Genomic DNA, 22,952 nt, shown 5'->3' with positions numbered 1-22,952 from the left:
CCTCAACGGACCGGCCAGTGGTGGCACCCGGCTTTACTAGGACCCAACGGTACGCTTTGCTGGTTTATAACGGGTACTCGCGCGGTTTGCGCTGGACGGAGATCCACTTCTGTTCCGTGAACTCCGCCAATATCTCGTCGCCGTTGTACCGCCCCATTCCCGACCACTTTGTCCCGCCGAAGGGAACGTGGGGTTCGTCGTTGATCGGCTGGTCGTTGACGTGGATCATGCCGGTGTCGATCCGTTTTGCCACTGACCGAGCAGACGCCGGCTCACCGTGAACCGATCCAGAGAGTCCCATATTCGTCTCGTTCGCGATAGCCACGGCCTCGTCGGTCGTTTCGAAGGGTACTACCGGTACGACCGGCCCGAAATGTTCGTTACAGACGGCCGGCATCTCGGGATCGGTCCCCGAAAGGACGGTCGGTTCGACGAACAGTTCGTCGTTATCGCCGCCCGTTTCGATGGTTGCACCGTGCTCAACGCTCTGATCGATGAGAGTGAGGATCTTGTCACGCTGTGATTCGTTGATTACTGGCCCGATATCGGTTTCAGGGTCAGCCGGGTCGCCGACCACAAGTTCGGCCGAGCGGTCGGCCATGCGCTGGACGTACTCCTCGTAGTGGGACTCGTGGACGAGATGTCTGTTGATCGAGATACAGATCTGGCCCTGGTGCATGTACGAACCGAAGAAGCCTGCGTCGACCGCACGGTCGAGGTCGGCGTCCTCCAGGACGACGTGAGCGTTGTTTCCGCCGAGTTCCAGCGCGGGGAACGCGAGGTTGTCGACCGCAGCCTTCGCAACTTCCTTTCCAACGGCCGTCGAGCCGGTAAACGAGACGACGTCCGCATCTGGATGTTCAGCCAGGGGTGCGCCGGCGTTCGGCCCGTCGCCGGGGACCACGTTCATTACGCCGGGAGGGAGACCGGCGGCCTCGAACAGTTCTGCAATGGCCAGGCCACCCGTGATCGGTGTATCTTCGGCTGGTTTTAGAACGACGGCGTTACCGAGTGCCAGTGCGGGCGCGACGGCCCGCATCGAAAGGTGAAACGGCACGTTCCAGGGAGTAATGATACCGACAACACCCACCGGTTCACGGAGTACTTCGTTCTCTTTGCCCGGGATGACGGATTCGTAGTTCCTGCCGGTCATCCGCGTCGGGAAGCTTGCCGACTCAGCCATGATCCCTTGGGCTAGCTCTCCGAGTTCAAGTCCCGCCTTCATTCTGGTGCTGCCCGACTCCGTGACGAGCAAGTCGGCAAGCTCGTCTTTGTATTCCTCCAATATGTGCAAGGCGGATTGAATGACGCCGGCGCGCTCCTGTGGGGGGGTTGCCGCCCACTCGGCCTGGCTGGCTACGGCAGCCTCGAACGCGGCGTCGATATCAGCCGGGTCGCCAGCAGGAACCTCTGCTATGGGTTCTCGCGTTGCTGGATTTTCAACGGTGATCGTTTCGCCATCGGGGGACTTTCGCTCCCCGCCGATGTACAAGTGATTCCACTCGCTACCGAGGGTGAACGACGGCATCGTGTCTAAGTGACTGAGCCACAATAATAATAAACCATGGTGATTCGGGAACAGTGGTCATGCAACCGCGATGCTTGCGACAGGAGACTGTTTCAGGATTCTGTGCGGCAACGATGTCTTTCAACAGCGGAAGCAGACGGCTGTGGTGGATCGGCAAAGATAGCCTGATCTCACCGCTACAGAGCCTGATTGGTGTTGTGAACTGCACACGGCAGAATGCGTTCTCGAAACTCGTCGCACCACGTCGGTGGCTCCACGACATCGCCGAGCGTGCGCTTCATCGTCGCAAAGCGGACCTCACACATCGCCTGTTGGGAACACCTTTGTCTTTTTAGAGGTGAAATACCGACAAAAATCTGGAACTGGAGACTGATCTGCAATACTATTATACATTTTCGACCACAGTCATTAAATTAGCCACTGATGAGACCATATTAGATACTTATCGAAATATATGGTCGTAACGTGAGAATATAGACTCAAATTTACTATTTTGGGTTTAAATATGCTACCTCAATTTATTGATTTGGGTCCCGAATGGACTCAGTTAGTGATATCTCTGGGACTAAGCCCCGTAACTTACTGAGTCGCTGTTTCGGCTGCCCCAGCCGATAAAGAACCCACACTCACGACGGCTGTTACCGAAGCGTGGTGTAGCTCAGCCCGGCAATCGCGACGAATTGCAGCGAGCGCAGGACTAGCACGGCCTGCTGGACGTGCGGGTCGCCGGCGTAGAAGCTCTGCATCGAGAAAAAGAAGTAGACGGCGATGGCGTTCTCGGCGAGCATCGCGACGGCGAAGGCGATGAGGCCGGCGACGAGTCCCGTCCGGAACGTCGCGTAGTTACGGACCCAGACACCCAGCAGCGGGAGCAGCAATAGGACGTTGAGCCCCGCGAGCGCTGCCGCGGCAGTGATGAGCGGTCCCATCGCCATCAGCGCCGTCCCTCCCGCTTGCTTGTCACAGCCTGACTGCTAATTCCCCCCGTCATTCGTCCATCTTCTCCACGATTTCCTCGAAGGTGTCGCGGTAGTTATCGAATCGGTCGGTCAGGAAGTACAGCTTGGCGTACTCCTCGTCGCCGGACTCGACTACGTCGTGGTCCTCTAGCTGTTCCATGTGGTGTCTGATCGTCTTGTAGCCCACGTCGAGTTCGTCGGCGAGTTCGTTGGCGTTCATCGGTCGGTCCGAGAGAGCGTCGATGATGCGCGCCCGGTTGGCGCCGCCACGCGTCGCCGTCAGCAGATACCAGAGCGCTTTCTCCATCCCACTGTCCTCCCGGGACCTGCGTCTGCCGGTCGTATAGTCCTGTCTCTCCCCGTCGAACAGCGTGCTGGACTCGGATGCATGTACCACGATGGGATACGGGAGTCAAGACAGCCGACGGATAAAGCGTTTCTTCGCACTCTCTTCCGAGACTGTTCCAATTTCGGTGCGACTGTCCGGCGCGATGCCGACTTCGCCCGTGAGCACTCAGCGGATCGCCGCCGTCGCGTCGGCCATGATCTCGATGGCCTCTTTCAGCGTCTCCATGTCGGTCGCGTAGGAGATGCGGGCGTAGCCCGCGCCGTGTTCGCCGAAGGCGTCGCCGGGAACGACCACGACTCCGCGGTCGATGACCTCGTCCACCCAGCCGTCGGGGACCTTCGGCATCGCGTAGAACGCGCCCTTGGGCGTCGGGCAGTCAAGCCCCATCTCGTCAAGGCCGTCCAGCAGCACGTCCCGGCGCTCCTGGAAGGCTTCCCGCATCTCCGTCACCTGGTCCTGTGGGCCGGTCAGCGCCGCTTCGGCGGCGTACTGGGCCGGCGCGGACGCACAGGCCTGTGTGTACTGGTGGACGCGCAGCATCCGCTCGATGCGGTCGGTCGCGCCGGTGACCCAGCCCAGCCGCCAGCCGGTCATCGAGTACGCCTTCGAGCAGGCGTTGACGACGACGACGTTGCCCGTGTCGCTGAACTCCGCCGGCGAGCGGTGTTCTCCCTCGAACACCTGGTGCTCGTACACCTCGTCGGAGATACACAGCAGGTCGTGCTCGTCGGCGATGCGGGCGAACTCACGCATGTCCTCGGGGGACTGCACTGCGCCGGTGGGGTTCGCCGGCGAGTTCACGACGAACGCCGCCGTATCCTCGGTGATGGCCTCCTCGACGGTTTCGGGGGCCATCGTGAGGTCCTCCCGCAGCGGGACCGGCCGTGGCGTCCCGCCAGCGAGGTGGGTCAGCGCATCGTAGGAGACGAACCCCGGGTCCGGGAAGATGACCTCCTGGCCCTCGTCGACGTGGGCCTCCAGCGCGATGTGCAGCGCCTCGCTCCCGCCCGACGTGGCGATGATGTCTCCGGGGTCCACGTCGAGGTCGTTGTCCCGAGCGTGCTTTTCGGCGATGGCCTCCCGGAGTTCTTCAGTGCCTTTGTTCGACGTGTAGGCGTCGACCTTTCCGGCCTGAATCGCCTCGACGGCCGCTTGCCGGGCGTGCTCCGGCGTCGGGAAGTCCGGTTGGCCCAGCCCGAGGTTGATGGCGTCCTCGCCCGCCGCCTCGAACACTTCGCGGATACCCGAAATCGATACCTGCTCCACCCGTCGGGAGAACCCAGTCATACTCTCTCTGGAGGCGGCCGGCCCGATAATTCTTCCCGATTCCCGCCGTTCTCTGTAAGACACTTACGTCGTTGTGACTCGCTTTGTATGTCGGCCTCGAAAGCCCCCGCCCGCTCGCTGGCTGTGACTCGCTGCGGTCCTCGTCACTCCCGGCGGTCGTTCCTGCGGTCCTTTCGTCCTCTCGCGCAGCGAGCGGGCGGCCCCTTTCAGTCCCACCCGAGAAACGACAGCCACACCCTCCCCAACCGACTGCGTTGCTCGGCTCACGCTGTTCGCCTGCGCGACTCGTCCCTCGCACGGCAGTTTCGCTCGACGGAGCGAGCGAGAGCGCGCGCCATCCGCGGTCCGTACTGCCCTTGGTAGCGGACTACCGGACCACGGACATCGCAATCGCGCCGCCACCGCTGACGCTCACTCGCCTCGGCGCTGGCGGGGGCTACCGGACCACGGACATCGCAATCGCGCCGCCACCGCCGACGCTCATCCCCACGATGCCGCGGTGATGGTCTTCCCGCTCCATCGCGTACAGCAGCGTCGTCGTGAGGATGCCGCCGCTGGCCCCGATGGGATGGCCGAGCGCCACCGCGCCGCCCAGCGGGTTGTGCTTCTCGGCGGGGATGTCGAGTTCGTCGGCGACGTACACCATCTGGGCGGCGAAGGCCTCGTTGAGTTCGAATTGGTCCACGTCGGCGACCACGAGGTCGTTCCGGTCGAGCAGTTTCTCGACCACGTCGGCGACGGCCAGCGAGAACTCCGCGGGGTCGCGGTAGGACACGGCGTAGTCCTCGATATGGGCCATCGGCCCCAGGCCCTCGCGCTCGACCGTCTCGGCGTCGGCGAGCACTACCGCGCCCGCGCCGTCGGAGAGCTTCGAGGCGTTCCCGGCGGTGATGGTGCCCCCCTCTTCGAAGGCCGGCTGGAGCGACGCCAGCCGATCCAGCGTCGTGTCCGGCCGCGGCCCCTCGTCCTCGGTCACGAGCCCGTCCGCGGTTTCGACGGGAACCAGCTCCTCCGTGAACGTCCCGGACTGGATGGCCTCGCCTGCTCGGTGGTTGCTCCGCCGAGCGTACTCGTCCTGGGCCTCGCGGCTGATGTCGTGCTCGGCGGCGATTTCCTCCGTCAGCGAGCCCATGTGGGCGTCGTAGTGTTTGTCCCACAGCGAGTCCCAGATCATCGCGTCGACGAGTTCGCTGTTGCCGTGCCGGCGGCCGCCGCGCAGATCGGGCACGAGATACGGCGCGTTCGACATCGATTCCATGCCGCCGGCGAGACACACCGACGCCCGCCCGGCCTCGATGCGGTCGGCGGCGGTCGTGATCGCCCGCAGTCCCGACCCCGAGGCCTCGTTCAGCGTCGTCGCGGCGACCTCGTTCGGCAGCGGCGAGTCGACGACGACCTGTCTGGCCGGGACCTGGCCGACGCCCGCCTGCACCGCGTTCCCGAGGCCGACCCAGTCGACGCTCCCCTCGTCGACGCTGGTCCGGTTGAGAAGCCCCTCGACGGTCGCCCCGCCCAGTTCCACAGCGGTTCGCCCCGAGAGGCCCCCGAGCAGTTCGCCGTGTGCGGTGCGTGCGCCGTCGACCAGAACCACATCGGTCATACGGGCTACATGAATCCGATCCTACAATACTGTTCGCCCGGCGACGGACAGGTCGCTACTTCTCGGTCGCCGTCCGCAGTTCATCGATTGCCGTCTCCAGCCGCCGTAGCGTCGCGTCAGCGTCGGTGTAGCCTTGCTCGTACTCGCCGTAGGCGTCGTCGGCTTCGCGCAGAAATTCCTCGATGGCGTTGTGAACGTCGTGGTCGCTCATGGCTGTACTGACGGCAGCCGACCGGAAAAGTCCCGTCACTCCAGACTATTGAGTCACGTCGTAGTCGACGCTCGCGTCACGGAGCGCGTCGGTCACGCGCCCGACGGTGTCCTGCGTGGCGACGACGACGGCGTCCAGGCCCCGGGACGCGGCGGCGGCGGCCACCTCGCCCGCCGCGAAGTGCGTCGTCGGCTCGATGTCGGCGTCCCGGAGGGCGACGACGGCCTCGACGCCCGCGGCGGTGACGATGGGCACGTCCGCACAGGCCGCGGCGATCTCGTCGACGTTCTCGACCGGGCCAGACCGGACCGGTGGGACCTGTATCACGCTGACGTGACCGGGGTCAAGATCAATGACGCCCTCGAAGCCCGTGACGCCGACGACCTCGCCCTCCGCGGCGCTGGTCGTCGTCACGCCCGTCGCGTCGCCGCCGCCGGGGTCGGCGTGTAACAGGCCGTCCGATAGCGAGAGCGTCACCGTCTCGCCTTCCGCCAGGTCCGCCGTGGCGATGGCGGCGTCCTCCTGGACGCTGCCGAGTACGTCGTCGGTGACGTGGTCGGCGAACCGGCGCACGTCGGTCGCGGACTGGAACACCCAGTCGACGCCCTCCTTGGTGACGCGGTAGCGCGACCGCCCTTCCTTCTCGACGAGGCCGTCGTCGACGAGCTCCCGGATGTACTCGCTGACGGCCTGGCTCGTCACGCCGACGGCCTCGGCGATTTCGCCCTGACTCACCGCGGGCTGGCGCTCGGCGATCTCCACGAGGACCCGAAACCGCGTCGCGGCCCGCTTGTTCTCCAGGACGTCGACCATACAGGAGTCACGGGAGTCGCAGGTAAAAATACCACCGACACTGTCAGGCCCGGATATTCGACCGTGGCCCGGACACCCACGAGACGGGCGTCGCCGTGACCGATAATATAAGCGTCGCCAGCGCCGACCCCACGGCGATGACAGCCAGCTACGACGACCGGGCGCTCCTGCTCGGGGAGACGCTCGTCGTCGCGGACCTCCACGTCGGCCGGGGCACCGGCGGGAGCCTCGAACTGCCGGTCGGCTCCGGCTCCGACATGGTCCAGCGGTTCCAGTCGCTCGTCGAGCGCCACGACCCCGACGAGGTCGTCGTCGCCGGCGATCTGCTCCACTCGTTCCAGACCGTCCCCCGGTCGGTCGAGAGCACCGTGGCCGGCATCAGGAAGGCCTGCCAGCAGACCGGTGCGCGCCTGCTCGTGACGCCGGGCAACCACGACACGATGCTCGATAGCGTGTGGAACGGGCCGGCCGAGCCGGAGCACCGGATCGGCGAGACGGTCGTCTGCCACGGCCACGAGGCACCCGAAGCCGACGCCGACCGCTACGTCGTCGGCCACGACCACCCCACCATCTCCATCGAGGGGCAGCGTCGACCCTGCTACCTCATCGGGAGCGGTCAGTACCGCGGGGCCGACGTAGTGATGCTCCCGTCGTTCAATAGGTTGAACGCCGGGGTCGAGGTCAACGAGATGCGCGCCGGCGACTTCCAGTCGCCGCTGGTCACCGACGCCGACCGACTGGAGCCGGTCGTCTGGGACGAGAGCGGGCGGGAAACCCTGTCGTTTCCCCCGCTGGGCGAGTTCCGTCGTATGCTATAGCGGTAAGTATTTGACCCACGACGGTAGACGCTGGAACATGGTTCAGACAGAAATCGCGCTGGGTCTCATCGCGATTACGCTGCTCTCGCTGGTGCTGGTGTACTTCGCGACGATAAAGTACGTCTCGGAAGTCCTCGAAGGGGAGGGGCACGACCACGAGGGAAACACGAATAGCGGCGGTCCGGCCGCCTAGACCGTCGCAGAACCGCGTGGCCGTCCGTTTTTACCCTTACTGAAGCAGATCGGCAGCCACTTTGCCGCTTTCCAGTGCGCCCTGTATCGACGACCAGCGGGTGTAATCGCCGGCCAGGACGGCGTTGCCGTCCGGTGCTGTCGGGTCCGGGAGCGCGTCCCGATACCCCGGCGGCTGGGCGAACTGCGAGAACGGGACGCGGTCGGTCCGGCGGAGTTCCAGCGCCTCGAAACTCGCGTTCGGATACCACGACCGAAGCGCGTCCCCGACTTCGGCGGCCAGCTCTTCGTCACTTGCGTCGGGCGTCCCGAGGAACGTGGCGCTGTACAGCTCCATCCCGGCAGGCGCGTACTCGCTGGCAACGGCCGACAGCGGCGCGACGGTGTTGGGCCGGTCGTCCGCCGCGTTGAGGATGATGCGCTGCCCGGTGGTCGGGGCGCGGTTCGTCGGGAGCGCGAAGTACTGGGTGACACAGCCGACGGGCTCGGTCGGGATGGCGTCGATGTCTGTCAACTCCGCCGCAGTCCGTGGGTCCGTCGCGACGACGGCGCTCTCGGCCGACACCGTCTCCGTGCCCACCTCGGCAGTAACCTCGCTGTCGTGGATTTCTAAGTCTGTCACGGCGGCGTCGGTTTCGATGGTCGCTCCCGCGGAGCGAGCGCGGTCGGCGAGCTGTCTGGGCATCGCCTGCATCCCGTCGGCGGGAACGAATATCTCGCCCTCGCTCAGCATCTTGTAGGTGTACTCGAAGATGCTGCTGTCCGTTCCCAGCGAGCGGTCGAGCGTGATGCCGCCGTAGAACGGCGCGGCGAACCGCTCGACGAACTTCTGTGAGAACCCGTAGTCGGCGAGGTACTCACGGATGGTCCGCCCGCCCCGAGAGAGCAGTTTGACCGGTTCGATGTCGGCCAGTTCGCGCTGGAGCCGGAACAGCCGGAGCTTGTCTGCCGTGCGAACGTCGGTGTTCAGCAGCGTCTGTGGCGCGGCCGTCGGGTTCCGGAGCGGATCCGACAGCACCGAGCGGTGGTTCGGACTGGCGATTGTCGCTCCCGGCGTGAACGTCCGCGGGGACAGCGCCTCGATGTCGAGTTCGCGCTTCGCCGCGGGGTAGGCAGAGAACATGACCTGGAACCCGCGGTCGAAGGTGTAACCGTCCTCGTGGGCTGTCCGGACGCGCCCGCCGACCTCGGACGCCTGTTCGAAGACGGTCACGTCACGGCCCGACGCCGCCAGGTGGCGGGCGGCGACCAGCCCGGCGAGTCCCCCGCCGGCGACGACGACATCTGTCATACCCGCTCCTTTGGCCGCCCGGGACAAGAGCGTGCTGAAGCGGGACCGGACCACACTTGGTCGTCCCGTCCGCAGGGGGAGACATGGAGACGACTGCGGCGTTTCGCGGCCTCATCTGTACGGCGTGTGGCGCGGAAACCGACAGCGCGGCCGACCGCTGTCCCGACTGCGGCGGGGTTCTCGTCGGCGGTTACGACGTTCCGGACCTGACGCCGGCAGCACTGGCCGACACGACCGGACCCGGCCGCTACGAGCCGCTGCGGCCGTTCCCGCAAGCTGCGACGGTGACGCTCGGCGAGGGAGCGACGCCGCTGGTCCCGGTTCCGGACCTGGCCGACGAACTCGGCGTCGACTCGGTGTACGTCAAGGACGAGGGGCGCAATCCGACAGCCTCGCTGGGCGACCGCAAGCTCTCGCTATCGGTCACCGCCGCCATCCAGCGCGGGGCCGAGCGCGTCGTGACGCCCTCGACCGGCAACGGCGCACAGGCCAACGCCGCCTATGCGGCCCGCGCGGGCATCGAATCGAAGGGCTTCGTCCCCTCGCGGTGTCCGTTCCTCAACAAGGCGATGGTGAACGTCCACGGCGGTGACATGCGCGTCGTCGAGGGGCGGTACGACGACGCTGTCTCGGCCTTCGACGACGAACTGGCCGAGGCATCCGACGGCTGGATCTCGGTCGCACCCGGCCACCCACTCCGCATCGAAGGGGCCAAATCCGTCGCCTTCGAGACCGCTGACGACCTCGACTGGACGGCCCCCGACGCTGTCGTCCACCCCACCGGCCACGGCGAGACGCTCGTCGGCCTCGAACGCGGCTTCCGAGCAGCGGCCGGCAGCGGACTCACGGACTCGGTCCCGCGACTCTACGCCGCACAGCCGGACTCGACGGCCGCCATCGCCGACGCAGCGGCCGCTGGCGACGACGAGCCGACGGCCATCGAGCATCCAGACACTATCGTCGGCCCGCTGGAGGTTCCCGACCCCGCCGCCGGCACAGCGGCGCTGGACTCCCTTGCGCGCTCTGGCGGCGGCGGTGTCGCTGTTTCGGACAAGGATATCCTGGCCGGCGCGGTCGACGGCTGCGAGATGGGACCGGAAACCGGCGCGACCGGCGGGACGGCAATCGCCGGCGCGCGAGCACTGGCCGACGAGGGAGCCTTCGACGATGACGACGTTGTGGTCCTCGTGAACCCCGTTGCCGGGAGCAAGGAGGCCGACCTGCTTCGCAGTCACCTCATGAGCCAGGGTATCTGATCTGAGCGGCCGGTCGTCAGAGCCGGGGCGAGAACCGAGACCGCTGTCGAGTAGGCAGACATCGACCACTCCGGTGTTGTTTATACGCTTCTGGACCAACCATCGACGTGATGCGCGCCGCAGCGTTCAGCGATCTCACTGGCCCCGACGGCGTCTCGATTATCAACCAATCGACCCCTGAACCCGAACGCGGCGAGGCAGTGGTCTCCGTGGAGGCCTGTGCCATCAACCGGCACGACCTCTGGATCCTCGAAGGCGATTCCGCGATGGTCGACACGGACGACCTGCCGTTCGTCAGCGGCCTCGACGTCGCCGGGACCGTCGACGCCGTCGGCGAGGGCGTCACGGCCGTCGAATCCGGGGACCGCGTGGTGCTCTGTCCGAACGAGACCTGCGGGACCTGTCGCTACTGCCGTGAGGGGCCGGAGAACCTCTGTGAGAACTTCTCGCTGTACCACGGTGGCCTCGCCGAGGCGGCCCGCGTTCAGGCCGACCGCCTCGTCACGCTCCCCGACGGCGTGGACGTGGTTGAGGCGGCCGCGCTGCCGACGGCCTACATGACCGCCTGGCACATGCTCCGCCGGGTCGAAGCCGGCCCGGGCGACTTGGTGTTCATCCCGGGTGTGACCGGCGGCGTCGGCGTCGCGGGCGTGCAACTCGCCGACGCGTTCGGCGCTCACACCGTCGGCACCTCCTCTTCTCGGGAGAAACTGGACCGCGTCGAATCGCTCGGCCTGGACCACACGATCCAGAGCACCGACCCGGACGAGATTCGGGCGGCAGTCACCGATATCGGACCGGTCGACGGCGTGCTCAATCACCTCGGCGGCGAGTACACGCAAGTCGGGCTAGACACTCTCCGGCGCGGCGGCCGGATGGCGGTCTGTGGACGGACAGCCGGTGGCACATCCGAGATCGACATTCCCGACCTGTTCCTCGGCCACAAGCGCGTCATCGGGAGTACGATGGGGACGCAGGGCGATCTGGAACGGCTCGTCGGACTCCTCGCCGACGGCGAACTGACCCCGGAAATCGACGGGACGTACCCGCTTGAGGAGACCAGTACGGCGTTTGCGGCGATGCAGGACCGTGACAGCGTCGGCAAGCTCGTCGTGACGCCGTAGTCAGTCACACGACTCGATAGAAGGCGCGTTGTTACACTGAGTCCGATTGAGCGGTTTACGACGCCCGCTGTTTCGACGGCCCGGACGCGTGCTGTTTCGCAGTCGTGTACGCCTCTCGGACGCGCTTGAACTCGTCCTCGTTGCCGCCGTGGTCGGGGTGGACCTCCTTGACGCGTTCTCGGTAGGCCGATTTCACTTCGTCCAGCGACGCGCCCTGTGTGAGTCCCAGTTCGCCGAACGCCTGCACCGTCGGATGTGGTTCGTCTTCCGGGTCCGGGCCGAGGTCGACCTCCGGCGTCTCGAAGGGGAGCCGTGCGCCGAGATAGACGCCCGGCATCTCGTGTTCGACCAGGACCGGGACGGTCCGGGATCGCTCGATGCGGTAGTACGCCCGGGCGTCGAACGTGATGGCTACGTCCCGCTTGGGGAGGTAGAAGGCGACGTGTTGGCCCTCGACGAAGTGGTTCTCGGCGAACTGCTCGTCGATGGCTGTGAGGTACTCGCGGAGCTCCGCCCGGCGTCGCATCTCGCCGCCGTCGGTCGCCTGTCGGTTGGGTCGTTTGGCGGGAAACACGCGATTGGCGAGGACGAACAGCCCGGCGACGACGAGGCTCCCGGCGACACCCAAGACGAGCCCGAGGACCAGCCACTCCGGCAGCATGCCCGGTTGTGTCTGCACGACCCTCCGTTAGGGGTCAGTGGTAAAGAAATTCCCGCTCTCCGGCAACTGTTGGCTGCTTCAGCCGATGTATCTGAGGTCTTCGTCGGCGGGCGACGGGGAGTTCTGCTGTTCCATCTCCTGGATCTTCCGGACGACCTCCTCCATCTCGTCGGCGCGGTCCTCGAGCGAGCTGTAGTCGACCTCGAAGCCAATGACCGCTTGCAGGATTTCGAGGACGGCCTGTGCGCTCTTGGGGTCGACCAGATAGCCCGAGGTCTCACCCATGAGGCAACTGGCCGGCACGTCTCGTCGCTTGCTCAGACCCAGCAGCAGGCCGGAGACGCCGACGATGCCGCCCGCGGGCTCGTCCTCGCGGAAAGCAACGCCCGCGTCCTCCAGCGTCTGTTTGAACTCCTCGGTCGTCGTCGCACCGAGCACGTCGTACTCCTCGATGAGTTCGCCGGTCGGGACGCCGCCGAGGGCGAACACCCGCTGGACGCCGAAGTCGTCGGCGACGTCTAAGAACGTGTCAGTCAAGCCGTAGTGGCCTTCGTTATCCTGAGCCTGGTGGTCCCCGGAGAGTACGAGCAGGTCCTGGCCCTCCTCCGGCGTGACGGCGTGGAACTCGGCGCAGGCGAGCTGTGCCTGGCCCTCGTCGATGCTGACCTGGGGCGGGAAATGCGTCGAGTAGACGCGGCGAACGAGCTCGCTTTCGAGTTCCTCCAGCAGGTGCTCCGCGGCGAGTTTACCGACGTGGCCGACGCCGGGTAGCCCCTCGACCAGTACCGGGTCGTCAAGGTCGGGGTCCGCTACGCGCTCGATGTCGAATTCGTCCATACGGCTTATTCGCGGCGGCGGCGCTTAAGAGAACGTCGATACTCGCCGTAGCTGTCGTCTGGCGAGAACGGTGCGGGTGCGCTGTTGACCGCCTCCGTCCCACAGTCCGGACAGACCTCACCCAGCGTGTACACCGGCCGGTCGTGTTCGGACTCCCAGGCGGCACAGACGCGAATATCTGATTTCATTGGTGGTGGATCGCCCGGCCAACGACCGACTTACTCGTCGTCTTCGCTACGCTCGCGGTGGAACTGTCCGGTTCCGCCGTGTTGCTCGACGACCTTCGCAGCGCGGTCCGCGCTCTCTTCGAGCGCGTCCTCGGCGGTCTTGTAGTCGGGCGCTTGCACCTGAATTCGGTACTCCGGCGAGCCGACGTAGGTCACTTCGAGTTCGATCTCCTCGGGGACCTCGCCGTTGCCCTCCGCGGCCTGGAGCGCTTCCTTGATGACGTCGACGCCGTCGCTCTCGGGACAGGACAGGTCGACGTAGCCGGTGACCTGCACGTACGGCACGGAGACGTTGTTCCGGGCCGTCTGGACGATGGCCTCGATCTCCTCCTCGGAGAGGTCGACGTCTTCGAGGGCGTCCATGCCGTGGATCGCCGCCGACTCGAACCCGTCGTACATCGAGCCGAACTCCGCCAGCAGTTCGTTGGCGATGGCGGCGTAGCTCTCGTCGTCTAGGTCCTCGCCGAAGGCCAGTTCCATCCAGTTGTCGGCCTTCTGCTCGTTTTTCCACTCCTGGATCTTTTCCTTTCGCTGGTGGTCGTTGACGTCCTTGATCGAGAGGTCGATCTGCTGGGCGCTCTGGTCGACGTCAAGCACTTTGGCAACGACTGTCTGCCCTTCGTTGACGTGGTCGCGGACGTTCTTGATCCATCCGCTGGCGACCTCGGAGATGTGACAGAGGCCGCGCTTGCCCTCGTACTCGTCTAAGTCGACGAACACGCCGAAGTCCTCGATCTCGTCGATCTTGCCGACGACGAGTTCGCCCGGTTCGGGCCAGCCGCTGTATTTCATCCTATCGAGCCTCGACGACGGCGGTCACTTCGCCTTCGATGTCGGCCTTCCCGCCCGTCGGGCGGGCGATAGTGTGGCCACAGACGGCACACGAGACCTCGCTCGCGGCCTTCTCGAAGAGGGTCTGTTCGTTCTCGCAGTCGGGGCATTCGACGGTGATGAAGCTTCCTGCCATCGTTACTCCTGGAACTCCAGTCGGCCGGCGCGCCATCCCTCGCGGAGGTGGGCCTTCCCACACTCGCCACAGCGGTACTTGAGGTCCGTCTTCTTGGTGGGCTTGTCGCCACCCGGGACCTTCGAGAACTTGCCGTCGTTCCCGATACCGGAATTGCGCTCGCGCTGGCGGTCGATCCACTTCATGCCGGTCTGGCGGCCGCTGCGGACTTTCTCGACCTCGTGTTCCTGGTGCTCGTTGCAGTGCGGACAGTACGTATTGAAGCGTCGTGGCATCTCCATAGATATCAGCCTTACCGAGCGATTTGACGTGCCCGCTTAAAACCCGTTTGGTTCGGACCTGCCGTGTGCCGCCGAATCACGTCCCCTCACGCGACCAGTCTCCCCGTTTCCCTGGGACTCCCCCTGCTGTATCCGTCTACCGCATCCGCTGCCTGCAGCCCCGACTACTGGAACCGAGCGGACGGCCCGCTGGACGCGATTCGGACTGCACCGAACACGCCCGTTTCTGCACCGGAAAGCAGTTGGAGTTCGACAGCCTCGCCTTTCGAGAGCGCGCCCAGTTTCGTCGCTAGTTCGTCGTCGATGTAATCAACGACCTCGTAGGTTTCGTCGGCGTCGACGTCCCGGAGTTCCATCCGCCCGTCATCGCCCATCGGACTGACCACGACCGAGGCCCGCTCGCACGACCGCTGCTGTTGTTTCAACATACATGACTGTCTCCGTTCCGAATATATAAATCTCTGCTATCAGGATGTTAAGCATCTAAACACTATCCGAAATAATATAAGGACATTCTAGTTACAGGTGAACCGCTCGTCGCCCCTGTCGGTCGGTGTGCCGTGGCGCAATCGCCTTCGAAGTCACTAAGTACGCTGTTGGCAAAGGAACGGCCATGAAGAAGCTCATTATCCACGGCGACCCGGGGCTGCGCAAGGGCGGCCGCATCGAGTACGAGGACGAAGAATACGAGGTGTTCTCGGTCTCGCGGCAGGGCGACTGGCACGGTCCGGACCGGCCACAGCTCTGGTGTACCATCGGCTCGGAGGACGAGGAGGAGACGTTCAAAACCCAGGAGTACATCCCGATGCACCTGGACACGGACGACATTGAGGCCGAGGCCGTCACCGTCCTCCGCGAGCGCGCGCCGCCGAATGCCGAGTCCTGATCGGCCCGTACCGGCCTCTGAAAAATCTCGTTTTCATGCGGTCTGCTTTGCTTTCAGAACTGCGCTGGCCGCACTCGATAGATCGTGACGCCGTCGGTCTGCTTTGCCACGGTCACGCCCTGTAGCTGGTCGATAGTCACCTCGTCATAGCGGGCCCGCTCGGCAGGGCCGACGTAGACGTAGCGCACGCCGTACGCTTCGAGAAGCCGGCGCTGTTCGGGTGCCTCTCCGGTGTAGATAGTCTCCACGTCATCCACGCGGCTGTTGTACACCGTGTCGTTGCGGTACTGGGCCTCGTGGGTCCAGCCCGCGACGGTCGGCAGCCCGGTCAGGCTCGACGGCGCACTCGCGCCCTCGCCGTCACCGGCGTTCCACTGGTAGCCCGCGGGTGCGGCCGTGACGATAGTCGGCCGGCCTTCCGTCGTCTCGCCGAGCCACCGTATCGCCTCGGCTTCCTCGGGGTGGTCGTCGTCGAGGTATGCCAGCCCGTCCAGCGTTGGATCGTCCGCGGCGTCGACGTGGTTCGAGAGCGCGAACGCGCCGTACAGCGACGCCGAACAGACCAGCAGGGCGAGGAACCCGCGGACGCCGATGCCGGTCCACGCTCGCGCGCGACCGCTGGCCGGCCGCCAGCGGGTCAGCAGCCACGCCAGCACGGGGCCGACGGCACCCCCCCAGAGCACCCACACCTGCATGTACGTCTTGAAAACGGTGTTCATCCGGCCGATGTTCTCCCTGACGAAGACGAACTCGACGAGGAGCACGAGTCCCGCGCCAGCGAGAATCAGCACGGCTTCGAAGCCCACCGGCCGGTCGCCGCCGTCAGCGAGCGCCGGAACCGCATCGACGGCGTGGTCAAGCGTCGGCGAGCGCCCGAACAGCCACGCGCCGAACAGTAGGGGGACGAGCAGGCCGACCGCCGCGATATCAACTGTGGCCGCAAGCGCCGCCGTTCCGACGGCAATGAGGCCGACGATGCGGGCTGTCCGCTGCCCGACGGCACGCCCGGTCTGGGCGTACAGGTACAGCCAGAACGGGGCGACGAACAGACCGTGGACGGCCAGCAGCTCAAGCAGCGAGGTCCGGTCGGGCAACACTGCGATCTCCCGCCCGCTCGCCGGACCGAGCCAGAAGGGGAGCGACCAGAGCAGGCCCAGCGCGAGGACGCCGCCAGCGACGGCCACCCCCATTCCGACCCTGACAGCCTCCTGGCCCGGTCCGTTCAGCCGGAGCCGCTGTCCGACGTTCTTCGGGAGGAGCGTCGTCGGGTCGGCCGGGGCGACGGTGACCGTCAGCAGGGCCAGCCCGCCCATCGACGGGAACGACCACGTGTTCGTGACGGCCATGATGCCGGCGACGGCCGGGAGCGCACCGAACAGCAGCGCGAGCCGCCGCCGGCGTTCGGCGGCCGGCGTCTGGTAGTAGCTGAAACAGAGCGCGGCGGCCAGCAACAGGAAGCCCGTGCTCATCATGTGAGCGTGCAGGTCGCCGTTGAGCCAGGCGAACAGCGGGAACTCGTCGATGACCAGCGCGGCGCCGGGTTCGTACGTGCCGAAATCGGCCGCGCTGTCCTCGATGACGCGGCTCGCGTCCCAGTAGCTGAACGCGTCCGGGCCCGCCGCGAGCCCGTCCAGTTCGTATCCGGCCCGCTCAGCAACCGTCTGACTCAGTTCGCCGGGCAGGAGCCAGACGACGAACTTGGCGGGCGTCGAGAGGTTACTGGCAAAGCCGATACAGAACGCGGTGAGACCGGCGGCCAGCCGTCGCGGGAGGCCGCGTTCGCTCGCGACAGCGCCGGCCAGTCCGTACGCCGCCGTGACCAGCGTGGCGTAAAAGCCCGCCAGGGCCAGATTGTACGCGAACTGACCCGCGGTCCCCGTGATTCTGGTGAGAATCGCCGCGATGAGGTGCCCGCCGTAGTAGTACGCGACCGGTTCGCCAGCGAACCACATGTCCTCTAGCGGGAGGCTGTCAGCGCGGATGAGCGATTGCAACAGACCGAAATCGAGGAACTTCTCGCCGCCGATGGGGACGATTGCCGGGTCAAGTGCCCGGATACCGACGACGAACAGGAACGCGACTGTGAACACGCCGGCCGTCTCGGCATAGGTTCGGGCGTTCGGTCCGCCGTCAATCCGCCAGACAGCCAGCGTGCTCGCTGCGAGAACGACGACGCCGAGCCAGACACCCACCGTCAGCGAGAGGCGGCCGACGAAATAGGTGACCAGCCACAGTATCGAGACGGCGACCGGGACACCGAACGCGAGTCCGCGGTCGGCAAAGCGGGGGAACAGCAGCCCCGCGACGGCCCCGCCAGCGTACAGTAGCAGGAGGTAGAGGGCGAGCCAGGTAGCGAGGAGCCCGTATTCCATCAGTGAAGGGACCGGTTCGCTGGCCTATACGCTTTTTCGTTGCTCTCGGGCTTATCAACTGATTAGTGACCGGTAGCTTCGAACTGTTTTTACTTCCGCCTGTCCGACTACTCGACAATGTCGCCGACCGTCGGGGTTGTCCTCCCAGCCTACCGTCCCGACATGGACCAGCTCGGGTCGTATATCGCTGCCATCGACGACGCCCTCGCTCCGGAGACTATCGTTGTCGAATTAGATGCGCCACGAGACGGTGTCCCCACACAGCTCCGCTCACTGCCGGTCGATGTCCATACCGTCCCGTATCGCCGCGGAAAGGGCGCAGCGATCACCGCCGGGTTCGAGCGATTGGAGACCGACGTGCTGGCGTTCGTCGACGCTGACGGGTCGACACCGGTCGCCTCGCTCGAACGAATACTCGACCCGGTCATCGACGGCCGAACGGACCTCGCCGTGGGCTCTCGCCGCCACCCGGACGCCACGGTCGCCACCCACCAGACGTTCGCTCGCCGGTTCCTCGGCGACGGCTTCGCGTGGCTCGCCGGCCAGTTGCTCGACGCGCGGCTGTACGACTACCAGTGCGGTGCGAAAGCCATCGACGTGGCCGCCTGGGAGCGCGTGCGCGACCACCTGTACGAACCCGGCTTCGCGTGGGATGTCGAGCTGATTGCCATCACCGCGGCGCTTGACCTACGTATCGAAGAGGTTCCAATCGAGTGGGAAGACAAGCCCGGCTCGACGGTGTCGCCGATCCGAACGTCGATTGACCTGCTGCAGGCGCTGCTGACGGCTCGACACCGTTCGAAGCAACTACGGGACGACGGGTTCCACACGGCACTGGCCGAACATCTCGACGAACCCACCGCCCTCATCGAGAAGGACCGATGATGGATCTCGAACAGCAGGTCCGACGCGTCGTTCCCGACCGGTTCGAGTCGCTGGTCTCCGGCGTTCGGTTCGGCCAGTTCGTCTCGGTCGGCGTCGTCGGCGCGATCAGCGACAACACCGTCCTCGCCGTGCTCGGGCTGGCCTTCGGCGTCAGCGACATGTGGGCCAAAGCCGCCGGCGTCGAAACGGCGATTCTCGTGATGTTTCTGGTCAACGAACACTGGACGTTCGCCGGCCAGGGCGACGCTGGCCGCCGGTCGTTCGCCAAGCGGCTCGGGAAATCGCATCTGGTACGGTCCGGTGGCGTCGCGGTACAGCTCGCCGTCTACTGGCTGCTCACGCAGTGGTTGGCAGTCGAACTCGTCGTCGCCGGGACGGACCTGTGGTTCATCGCTGCGAGCCCGCTCGCGATTGGTGTGGCGATGCTGGTCAACTACGTCGCCGAGAGCATCTTCACGTGGCAGGTCCACGCGGACGACTGAGCATGGCGCGTTACTAACTCACGGACGGCACTCGAATCACAACCCTTAATGAGGGGACCGGACTACCAGAAGGTAGCGGGATGGGATAGCCAGGAGATTCCGGCGGGCTCATAACCCGCAGATCGGTAGTTCAAATCTACCTCCCGCTATATTCTGTCGCTCACAAATTCGTGAACGATGAATTTCGTCGAGTAGATTTGAAGTAGAACACGAGCGACCAGCGGGAGTGACGTGGGCGTAGCTCGAATCTACCGCCCGCTTTTTTGCTGCGAACGAATCGGAAGTGGCATACCTAACGCCCAGGGCGACAGCTCTCGGCGGGCTTACCCTTGTCGTTCACCGCTACCCCGATACCCGTCTCTGGCCGCTGTGAGCGTCCGGTACAGTGTGGCCACCAACGCAGCGACGAGCAGGACACCGAGTACCTGTGCGGGCGTGTTTCGCGTCTCGATTGCCCACGGGAGCGCCAGCACAAGAACCCGAACGGACACGACGAATCCAGCCACGGTGGTGATAGCGACCAATAGATATCGGCCACCGCGTTGCAACGGGCCGCCGCGGTCAATGGTGGCGAGTCCGTGCCGCTGGACCATCGCTCCTTCGAGCGCCATCCCGAGTGCCAGCACCACGGCGACGCCGAAGCCGACGATACCAACGGGGTTCGGAACCGCAACTCCCGCTACTCCGAGGATAATTCTGCCTGCGCCGACAAGGAATCCGAGCGTCAGCGATCCTAACAGAATAAGCGAACTGAACAGCGCGGCGAAGTCACCTGCGAGGGATCGGATGGAGGGAGACACAGCAGCCAGTGTCGACCCAGGTTTTTGTAAGTCTGCTGGTGGTTATCGACGGTGTGATTTTGGCGTCCTACAACACTTGTGCTACCGGCTGACCTAATCGTCGCCGTGTTCGTCGACGATAGTGACCTCGCCCTCGACGACCTGGACGTTGATGAGCGTCTTGGCGTCGTAGCCCGCTTCGTCGAGCTTGTTCGTCCCATCGGCTTTCTTGATGACACAGACGATATCGCGGATATCCGCGCCGATGTCTTCGAGCGCGCCCGTGAGCCCGGCCAGCGTCCCGCCGGTCGAGAGCACGTCGTCGAGCACCAGCACGCGGTCGCCCTCGTACACGTCGTTGACGTACATCTCGCTCTCGGAATAGCCGGTCACCTGGGACAGCGAAACCTCGCCGTCGAGGCCATACTGGCGCTTGCGGACGACGACCAGCGGGATGTCTGTCATCAGCGAGACGGCTGTCGAGATATGGATGCCCATCGCCGCCGGTGTGACGATCTTGTCGACGTCGTCGAGTTCCGCCTTCCGGATGATTTTGATGACGATCTCGCGCAGGAGCTCCGGTCGAAGCATCGGGACCCCGTCGCTGATGGGGTGGACGAAATAGTGGTAGCCTTCCTTCTCGATGATCGGCGCGTCGAGCAGAGACTGCTTGAGTCGGTCCATGCCGTCGGTACTACAAGCCCGTACTAAAATTCTCCGTCACTAACTCAGTAGAGCGACAGCAACTCACCGAGCGCTCGCATCATCGGCAGGAGATGCGCATCACCCAATGCGTAGTACTCGACACTGGTCAGCAGTAGGAACACAGCTGTCACGCCCGTTGCAGCGCCGAGAAGCACTGCACCGGCCTTCCCAGCCAGCCCCTCGGATCGACCACGCACCGACCACAGACAGAGCGGGACAGCGATCCCAAGTGCGAGTAGCGCGTGTAATTGGAACGCCTCGCCGATACCGTTCACTGTCAGCGCGACGAAAACCACGGTCACCTGTCCGCCAAGCAACACTGTCCCCGCAGCTGTCCAGAGGAACACGTGCCAGTGATCCGTAAGGCTCTTGCGTACCGCTGGGAGCCGCATGAACAGATACACGCCGAGTGGGTAGAGCGGGAACAGATATCGGGCAGTCACCTGTGCGTGCAATGGTAAGCGGCTGGTGTACAGCAGGACGACGCCCACGAAGGTGGTGAGTGCAAACGCGTCGACGACGCGGTCGCCGCTGAGTGTCCGGTCAGCCATCGACGACGGCAAACGCAGTCGTCGGACGAGTGGGAGCGACCCGATCATAGCGGTAAGTACGGGTGCGGATTCGAGCAGTGAGAGATTGACAGACTCCTCGCCAGCGTTATCCAGCGCGCCGCTCGCGCTCCCGGACCGGATGAACGCGTGATACGCGTCGACTGGCTGGTGCTGGAGTGTTTTGAGTCCCGAAACGAGTTCGCCGGCCAGCAACAGTAGTGGCCGCAGTCCGCTTTCGGCGACGCTGAACAGCGGGGCCAGCGGCGCGAGCAATCCACTCGAACTGCCACCGCCGCCAGCACCGCTTTCCCCACCGCTGGCGCCGCTCGCCACATCTCCGCCGAGAGAGCCGCCACCGGAAATCAACCTCGGTGGTTTGATCGGGGAGCCGGTGACGGCGATATTAGTTATAAAGAACGGCAACAGGGAGAGCGCGAAGACGACGCCGATACCAGCGAGCGTTCGAGGACTGTTGTCCGGGGCTGTCGGGATGTCGACCAACGCCAGGGCGACACAGAGCAGGAGTGCCTCCGGAGCGTGTATCCAGGCGTACAGTCCCGCCAGCGCGTAAGATAGCGCGCGGAACGTCCGTTGCTGTGTGACAACTGCCCCATCAGCAGGGCCGCGGCTCCGATAGAGGCAGTACGCGATACAGACGACCACTGTTCCGGTCACGACGTGGCGCTTCGGCACGGACGCCCAGAACGCCAGCGGCGTCCCGGCTGTGAGTACGACGGCGCTCAGGAGCCCCAGCCGACGCGTCTGCATCCGGCTGGAGAGCCGATACAGAACCACCGGCGTAAACGCCGCGATGAGGAGATGCGTCAGTTGCAGCGCATACAGATGCGTTCGACCGGCGTCGAGCGGCTGTGCCAGCGCGACGTTCGCTCCGAACAACCCGAGGACGGCGATACTCCCGCCATAGAGGAGCCAGTCGCTATCGGCGTAGTGACTACACTGGACCATCAGCGCCACCAGCGCCAGCGACCAGAGCGCGACCAGCGCGATGCGGAGTTCGACGACGGCGCTGAGCAGATCGAGCGCAAACACGAGCGGCAGGGAGAGCACGATGACGCCGTAGTTGCGCGCGTACCACTGCCCGCCGTAGTTGCTCGCCCCCGGCGTGTCCAGCCCGGGACCATAGGCTGCCTCGGTCATCGCTAACTGTCCGTTGGAGAGGCTGTACAAGCCGTTCGCCAGCGTGTAGGAATCGTTGATCAGGAACGCTGTCCGCCACAGCAGCCCGAACAGCACGACCGTGCTGAGAAACACAGTTAAGCCCAGTCGGTCGCCGAAGAGTACGGAATATACCGTTTGGCGGGTGTTCGACAGCGTATCGGTCCGCCGGCGCAGGCCCCCAAAGAACTCCGTCGCTGTCATTGGACCACCGATATTGTGACGTTTCGCGTCGCTACCACGCCGTGGCCCGCGCTGTCGCGCTTGCTGATTGTTACTGTGCCGGTGTACTGTTCGCGTTCGATCTCCCCGTCGGTGAACGTGTCCGACGCCAGCGTCAGTTCGTATGCGTCACCGGTCGATTCGTCCAGGAAATGATTCGTTGTCCGCGAGTAACCCAGTTCCTCGATTGTGAGTTCGTAGACGAGTGTCGGCCGTCCGGTAAGATTCGAGAAGTGTACGCGGACCGGCGGCGCGTCGAGATAGTAGCTTGCTGCACCGTAGGCCCCCTCTTCGAGCGTTACGTCGCCCGACATTTCGACCGCTGAAACCGTGACATTGCCTGTTTCGAGCACCACCGGCTCGGGCTCCGTTGCCAGTGTTACGCCGGGGACGAGCGGGCCGGATAGGAGTGTGACGCCGAGTATAATGGCTGTCACACTAGTGATAACTGCCCGCGTTCTCTCCATCGTTACCGGTCACTGGACAGCTGGGA

General features: G+C 65.0%; 27 protein-coding genes and 1 tRNA gene. 8 read left to right on the top strand and 20 right to left on the bottom strand.

What is annotated here, in order from left to right:
• Positions 1-64: 64 nt before the first annotated feature.
• From ACY9XZ_RS02440 to ACY9XZ_RS02410, 7 genes are all read right to left on the bottom strand, one after another.
• Positions 65-1,528 (bottom strand): aldehyde dehydrogenase family protein, encoded by a 1,464-nt coding sequence (locus ACY9XZ_RS02440; protein ID WP_463455485.1) that lies wholly within the window; start codon positions 1,526-1,528, stop codon positions 65-67.
• Between the two features lie 638 nt (positions 1,529-2,166).
• Positions 2,167-2,463 carry a hypothetical protein gene (locus tag ACY9XZ_RS02435; RefSeq protein ID WP_008310576.1) on the bottom strand — a complete coding sequence of 99 codons (297 nt, stop codon included), beginning with the start codon at positions 2,461-2,463 and terminating at the stop codon, positions 2,167-2,169.
• Between the two features lie 52 nt (positions 2,464-2,515).
• Complete coding sequence (locus ACY9XZ_RS02430; RefSeq protein WP_004593670.1) at positions 2,516-2,794, bottom strand: ArsR/SmtB family transcription factor; 279 nt, start codon at positions 2,792-2,794, stop codon at positions 2,516-2,518.
• Between the two features lie 207 nt (positions 2,795-3,001).
• Entirely contained in the window at positions 3,002-4,123 is a 1,122-nt protein-coding gene (locus ACY9XZ_RS02425) for a pyridoxal phosphate-dependent aminotransferase (protein ID WP_463455484.1), read from the bottom strand.
• Between the two features lie 436 nt (positions 4,124-4,559).
• The gene (locus ACY9XZ_RS02420) at positions 4,560-5,723 is read right to left on the bottom strand and encodes a thiolase family protein (RefSeq protein ID WP_463455483.1); all 1,164 of its coding nucleotides are present in this window, start codon (positions 5,721-5,723) and stop codon (positions 4,560-4,562) included.
• 55 nt (positions 5,724-5,778) lie between these two features.
• Entirely contained in the window at positions 5,779-5,934 is a 156-nt protein-coding gene (locus ACY9XZ_RS02415) for a hypothetical protein (RefSeq protein WP_463455482.1), read from the bottom strand.
• 45 nt (positions 5,935-5,979) lie between these two features.
• Positions 5,980-6,747 (bottom strand): DUF7839 domain-containing protein, encoded by a 768-nt coding sequence (locus ACY9XZ_RS02410; RefSeq protein ID WP_463455481.1) that lies wholly within the window; start codon positions 6,745-6,747, stop codon positions 5,980-5,982.
• A 137-nt stretch (positions 6,748-6,884) separates the two neighbouring features.
• On the opposite strand from ACY9XZ_RS02410, the gene ACY9XZ_RS02405 reads away from it, so the two are divergent.
• Both ACY9XZ_RS02405 and ACY9XZ_RS02400 read left to right on the top strand, forming a co-directional pair.
• Positions 6,885-7,565, top strand: a complete 681-nt coding sequence (locus ACY9XZ_RS02405) for a metallophosphoesterase (protein ID WP_463455980.1) — start codon at positions 6,885-6,887, stop codon at positions 7,563-7,565.
• A 37-nt stretch (positions 7,566-7,602) separates the two neighbouring features.
• A complete protein-coding gene (locus tag ACY9XZ_RS02400) occupies positions 7,603-7,758 on the top strand; it encodes a hypothetical protein (protein ID WP_463455480.1) in 156 nt (51 codons plus the stop codon).
• Between the two features lie 36 nt (positions 7,759-7,794).
• Here ACY9XZ_RS02400 and ACY9XZ_RS02395 read toward each other — a convergent pair whose 3' ends face one another.
• Positions 7,795-9,048: an NAD(P)/FAD-dependent oxidoreductase gene (locus ACY9XZ_RS02395; protein ID WP_463455479.1), complete on the bottom strand. Its 1,254-nt coding sequence runs from the start codon at positions 9,046-9,048 to the stop codon at positions 7,795-7,797.
• 83 nt (positions 9,049-9,131) lie between these two features.
• Here ACY9XZ_RS02395 and ACY9XZ_RS02390 point away from each other — a divergent pair, with 83 nt between their 5' ends.
• The gene (locus tag ACY9XZ_RS02390; protein WP_463455478.1) at positions 9,132-10,304 is read left to right on the top strand and encodes a threonine synthase; all 1,173 of its coding nucleotides are present in this window, start codon (positions 9,132-9,134) and stop codon (positions 10,302-10,304) included.
• Between the two features lie 110 nt (positions 10,305-10,414).
• Entirely contained in the window at positions 10,415-11,428 is a 1,014-nt protein-coding gene (locus ACY9XZ_RS02385; protein WP_463455477.1) for an alcohol dehydrogenase catalytic domain-containing protein, read from the top strand.
• Between the two features lie 55 nt (positions 11,429-11,483).
• Here the strand turns inward: ACY9XZ_RS02385 and ACY9XZ_RS02380 are convergent, their stop codons facing one another.
• The 7 genes from ACY9XZ_RS02380 to ACY9XZ_RS02350 all read right to left on the bottom strand — a co-directional run bounded on the left by ACY9XZ_RS02380 (position 11,484) and on the right by ACY9XZ_RS02350 (position 14,829).
• Positions 11,484-12,107, bottom strand: coding sequence for a DnaJ domain-containing protein (locus tag ACY9XZ_RS02380; RefSeq protein ID WP_463455476.1), 624 nt, complete (start codon positions 12,105-12,107; stop codon positions 11,484-11,486).
• A 60-nt stretch (positions 12,108-12,167) separates the two neighbouring features.
• Positions 12,168-12,926 carry a proteasome assembly chaperone family protein gene (locus tag ACY9XZ_RS02375; protein WP_463455475.1) on the bottom strand — a complete coding sequence of 253 codons (759 nt, stop codon included), beginning with the start codon at positions 12,924-12,926 and terminating at the stop codon, positions 12,168-12,170.
• 5 nt (positions 12,927-12,931) lie between these two features.
• Positions 12,932-13,114 carry an RNA-protein complex protein Nop10 gene (locus tag ACY9XZ_RS02370; RefSeq protein WP_463455474.1) on the bottom strand — a complete coding sequence of 61 codons (183 nt, stop codon included), beginning with the start codon at positions 13,112-13,114 and terminating at the stop codon, positions 12,932-12,934.
• Positions 13,115-13,144: 30 nt separating this feature from the next.
• Positions 13,145-13,945 carry a translation initiation factor IF-2 subunit alpha gene (locus ACY9XZ_RS02365; protein ID WP_463455473.1) on the bottom strand — a complete coding sequence of 267 codons (801 nt, stop codon included), beginning with the start codon at positions 13,943-13,945 and terminating at the stop codon, positions 13,145-13,147.
• Position 13,946: 1 nt separating this feature from the next.
• On the bottom strand, positions 13,947-14,120 hold the full coding sequence (locus ACY9XZ_RS02360; protein ID WP_004518703.1) for a 30S ribosomal protein S27e: 174 nt from the start codon (positions 14,118-14,120) through the stop codon (positions 13,947-13,949).
• 2 nt (positions 14,121-14,122) lie between these two features.
• Positions 14,123-14,401: a 50S ribosomal protein L44e gene (locus tag ACY9XZ_RS02355; RefSeq protein WP_004518704.1), complete on the bottom strand. Its 279-nt coding sequence runs from the start codon at positions 14,399-14,401 to the stop codon at positions 14,123-14,125.
• A gap of 164 nt (positions 14,402-14,565) precedes the next feature.
• Positions 14,566-14,829 (bottom strand): hypothetical protein, encoded by a 264-nt coding sequence (locus ACY9XZ_RS02350; RefSeq protein WP_463455472.1) that lies wholly within the window; start codon positions 14,827-14,829, stop codon positions 14,566-14,568.
• A 185-nt stretch (positions 14,830-15,014) separates the two neighbouring features.
• On the opposite strand from ACY9XZ_RS02350, the gene ACY9XZ_RS02345 reads away from it, so the two are divergent.
• Positions 15,015-15,287: an HAH_0734 family protein gene (locus tag ACY9XZ_RS02345; RefSeq protein WP_004963583.1), complete on the top strand. Its 273-nt coding sequence runs from the start codon at positions 15,015-15,017 to the stop codon at positions 15,285-15,287.
• A 53-nt stretch (positions 15,288-15,340) separates the two neighbouring features.
• Here the strand turns inward: ACY9XZ_RS02345 and ACY9XZ_RS02340 are convergent, their stop codons facing one another.
• Complete coding sequence (locus ACY9XZ_RS02340; RefSeq protein WP_463455471.1) at positions 15,341-17,659, bottom strand: DUF2298 domain-containing protein; 2,319 nt, start codon at positions 17,657-17,659, stop codon at positions 15,341-15,343.
• Positions 17,660-17,776: 117 nt separating this feature from the next.
• On the opposite strand from ACY9XZ_RS02340, the gene ACY9XZ_RS02335 reads away from it, so the two are divergent.
• From ACY9XZ_RS02335 to ACY9XZ_RS02325, 3 genes are all read left to right on the top strand, one after another.
• Entirely contained in the window at positions 17,777-18,544 is a 768-nt protein-coding gene (locus ACY9XZ_RS02335; RefSeq protein WP_463455470.1) for a glycosyltransferase, read from the top strand.
• A complete protein-coding gene (locus tag ACY9XZ_RS02330; RefSeq protein WP_463455979.1) occupies positions 18,544-19,026 on the top strand; it encodes a GtrA family protein in 483 nt (160 codons plus the stop codon). Before ACY9XZ_RS02335 ends, ACY9XZ_RS02330 begins: the two co-directional genes overlap by 1 nt.
• Positions 19,027-19,100: 74 nt before the next feature.
• Positions 19,101-19,175: transfer RNA gene (locus ACY9XZ_RS02325), tRNA-Met, on the top strand.
• 174 nt (positions 19,176-19,349) lie between these two features.
• Here ACY9XZ_RS02325 and ACY9XZ_RS02320 read toward each other — a convergent pair.
• The 4 genes from ACY9XZ_RS02320 to ACY9XZ_RS02305 all read right to left on the bottom strand — a co-directional run bounded on the left by ACY9XZ_RS02320 (position 19,350) and on the right by ACY9XZ_RS02305 (position 22,926).
• Positions 19,350-19,826 (bottom strand): hypothetical protein, encoded by a 477-nt coding sequence (locus ACY9XZ_RS02320; RefSeq protein ID WP_463455469.1) that lies wholly within the window; start codon positions 19,824-19,826, stop codon positions 19,350-19,352.
• 93 nt (positions 19,827-19,919) lie between these two features.
• The gene (gene hpt, locus ACY9XZ_RS02315; RefSeq protein WP_463455468.1) at positions 19,920-20,489 is read right to left on the bottom strand and encodes a hypoxanthine/guanine phosphoribosyltransferase; all 570 of its coding nucleotides are present in this window, start codon (positions 20,487-20,489) and stop codon (positions 19,920-19,922) included.
• A gap of 44 nt (positions 20,490-20,533) precedes the next feature.
• Positions 20,534-22,441, bottom strand: a complete 1,908-nt coding sequence (locus ACY9XZ_RS02310; RefSeq protein ID WP_463455467.1) for a hypothetical protein — start codon at positions 22,439-22,441, stop codon at positions 20,534-20,536.
• Positions 22,438-22,926 (bottom strand): hypothetical protein, encoded by a 489-nt coding sequence (locus ACY9XZ_RS02305; RefSeq protein ID WP_463455466.1) that lies wholly within the window; start codon positions 22,924-22,926, stop codon positions 22,438-22,440. Before ACY9XZ_RS02305 ends, ACY9XZ_RS02310 begins: the two co-directional genes overlap by 4 nt.
• Between the last annotated feature and the right edge of the window lie 26 nt (positions 22,927-22,952).

The sequence above is a fragment of the Haloarcula sp. HT12 genome, from assembly GCF_055271655.1.
The sequence above is the reverse complement of the archived record's forward strand: the minus strand, read 5'-3'. Positions and strand labels throughout refer to the sequence as shown.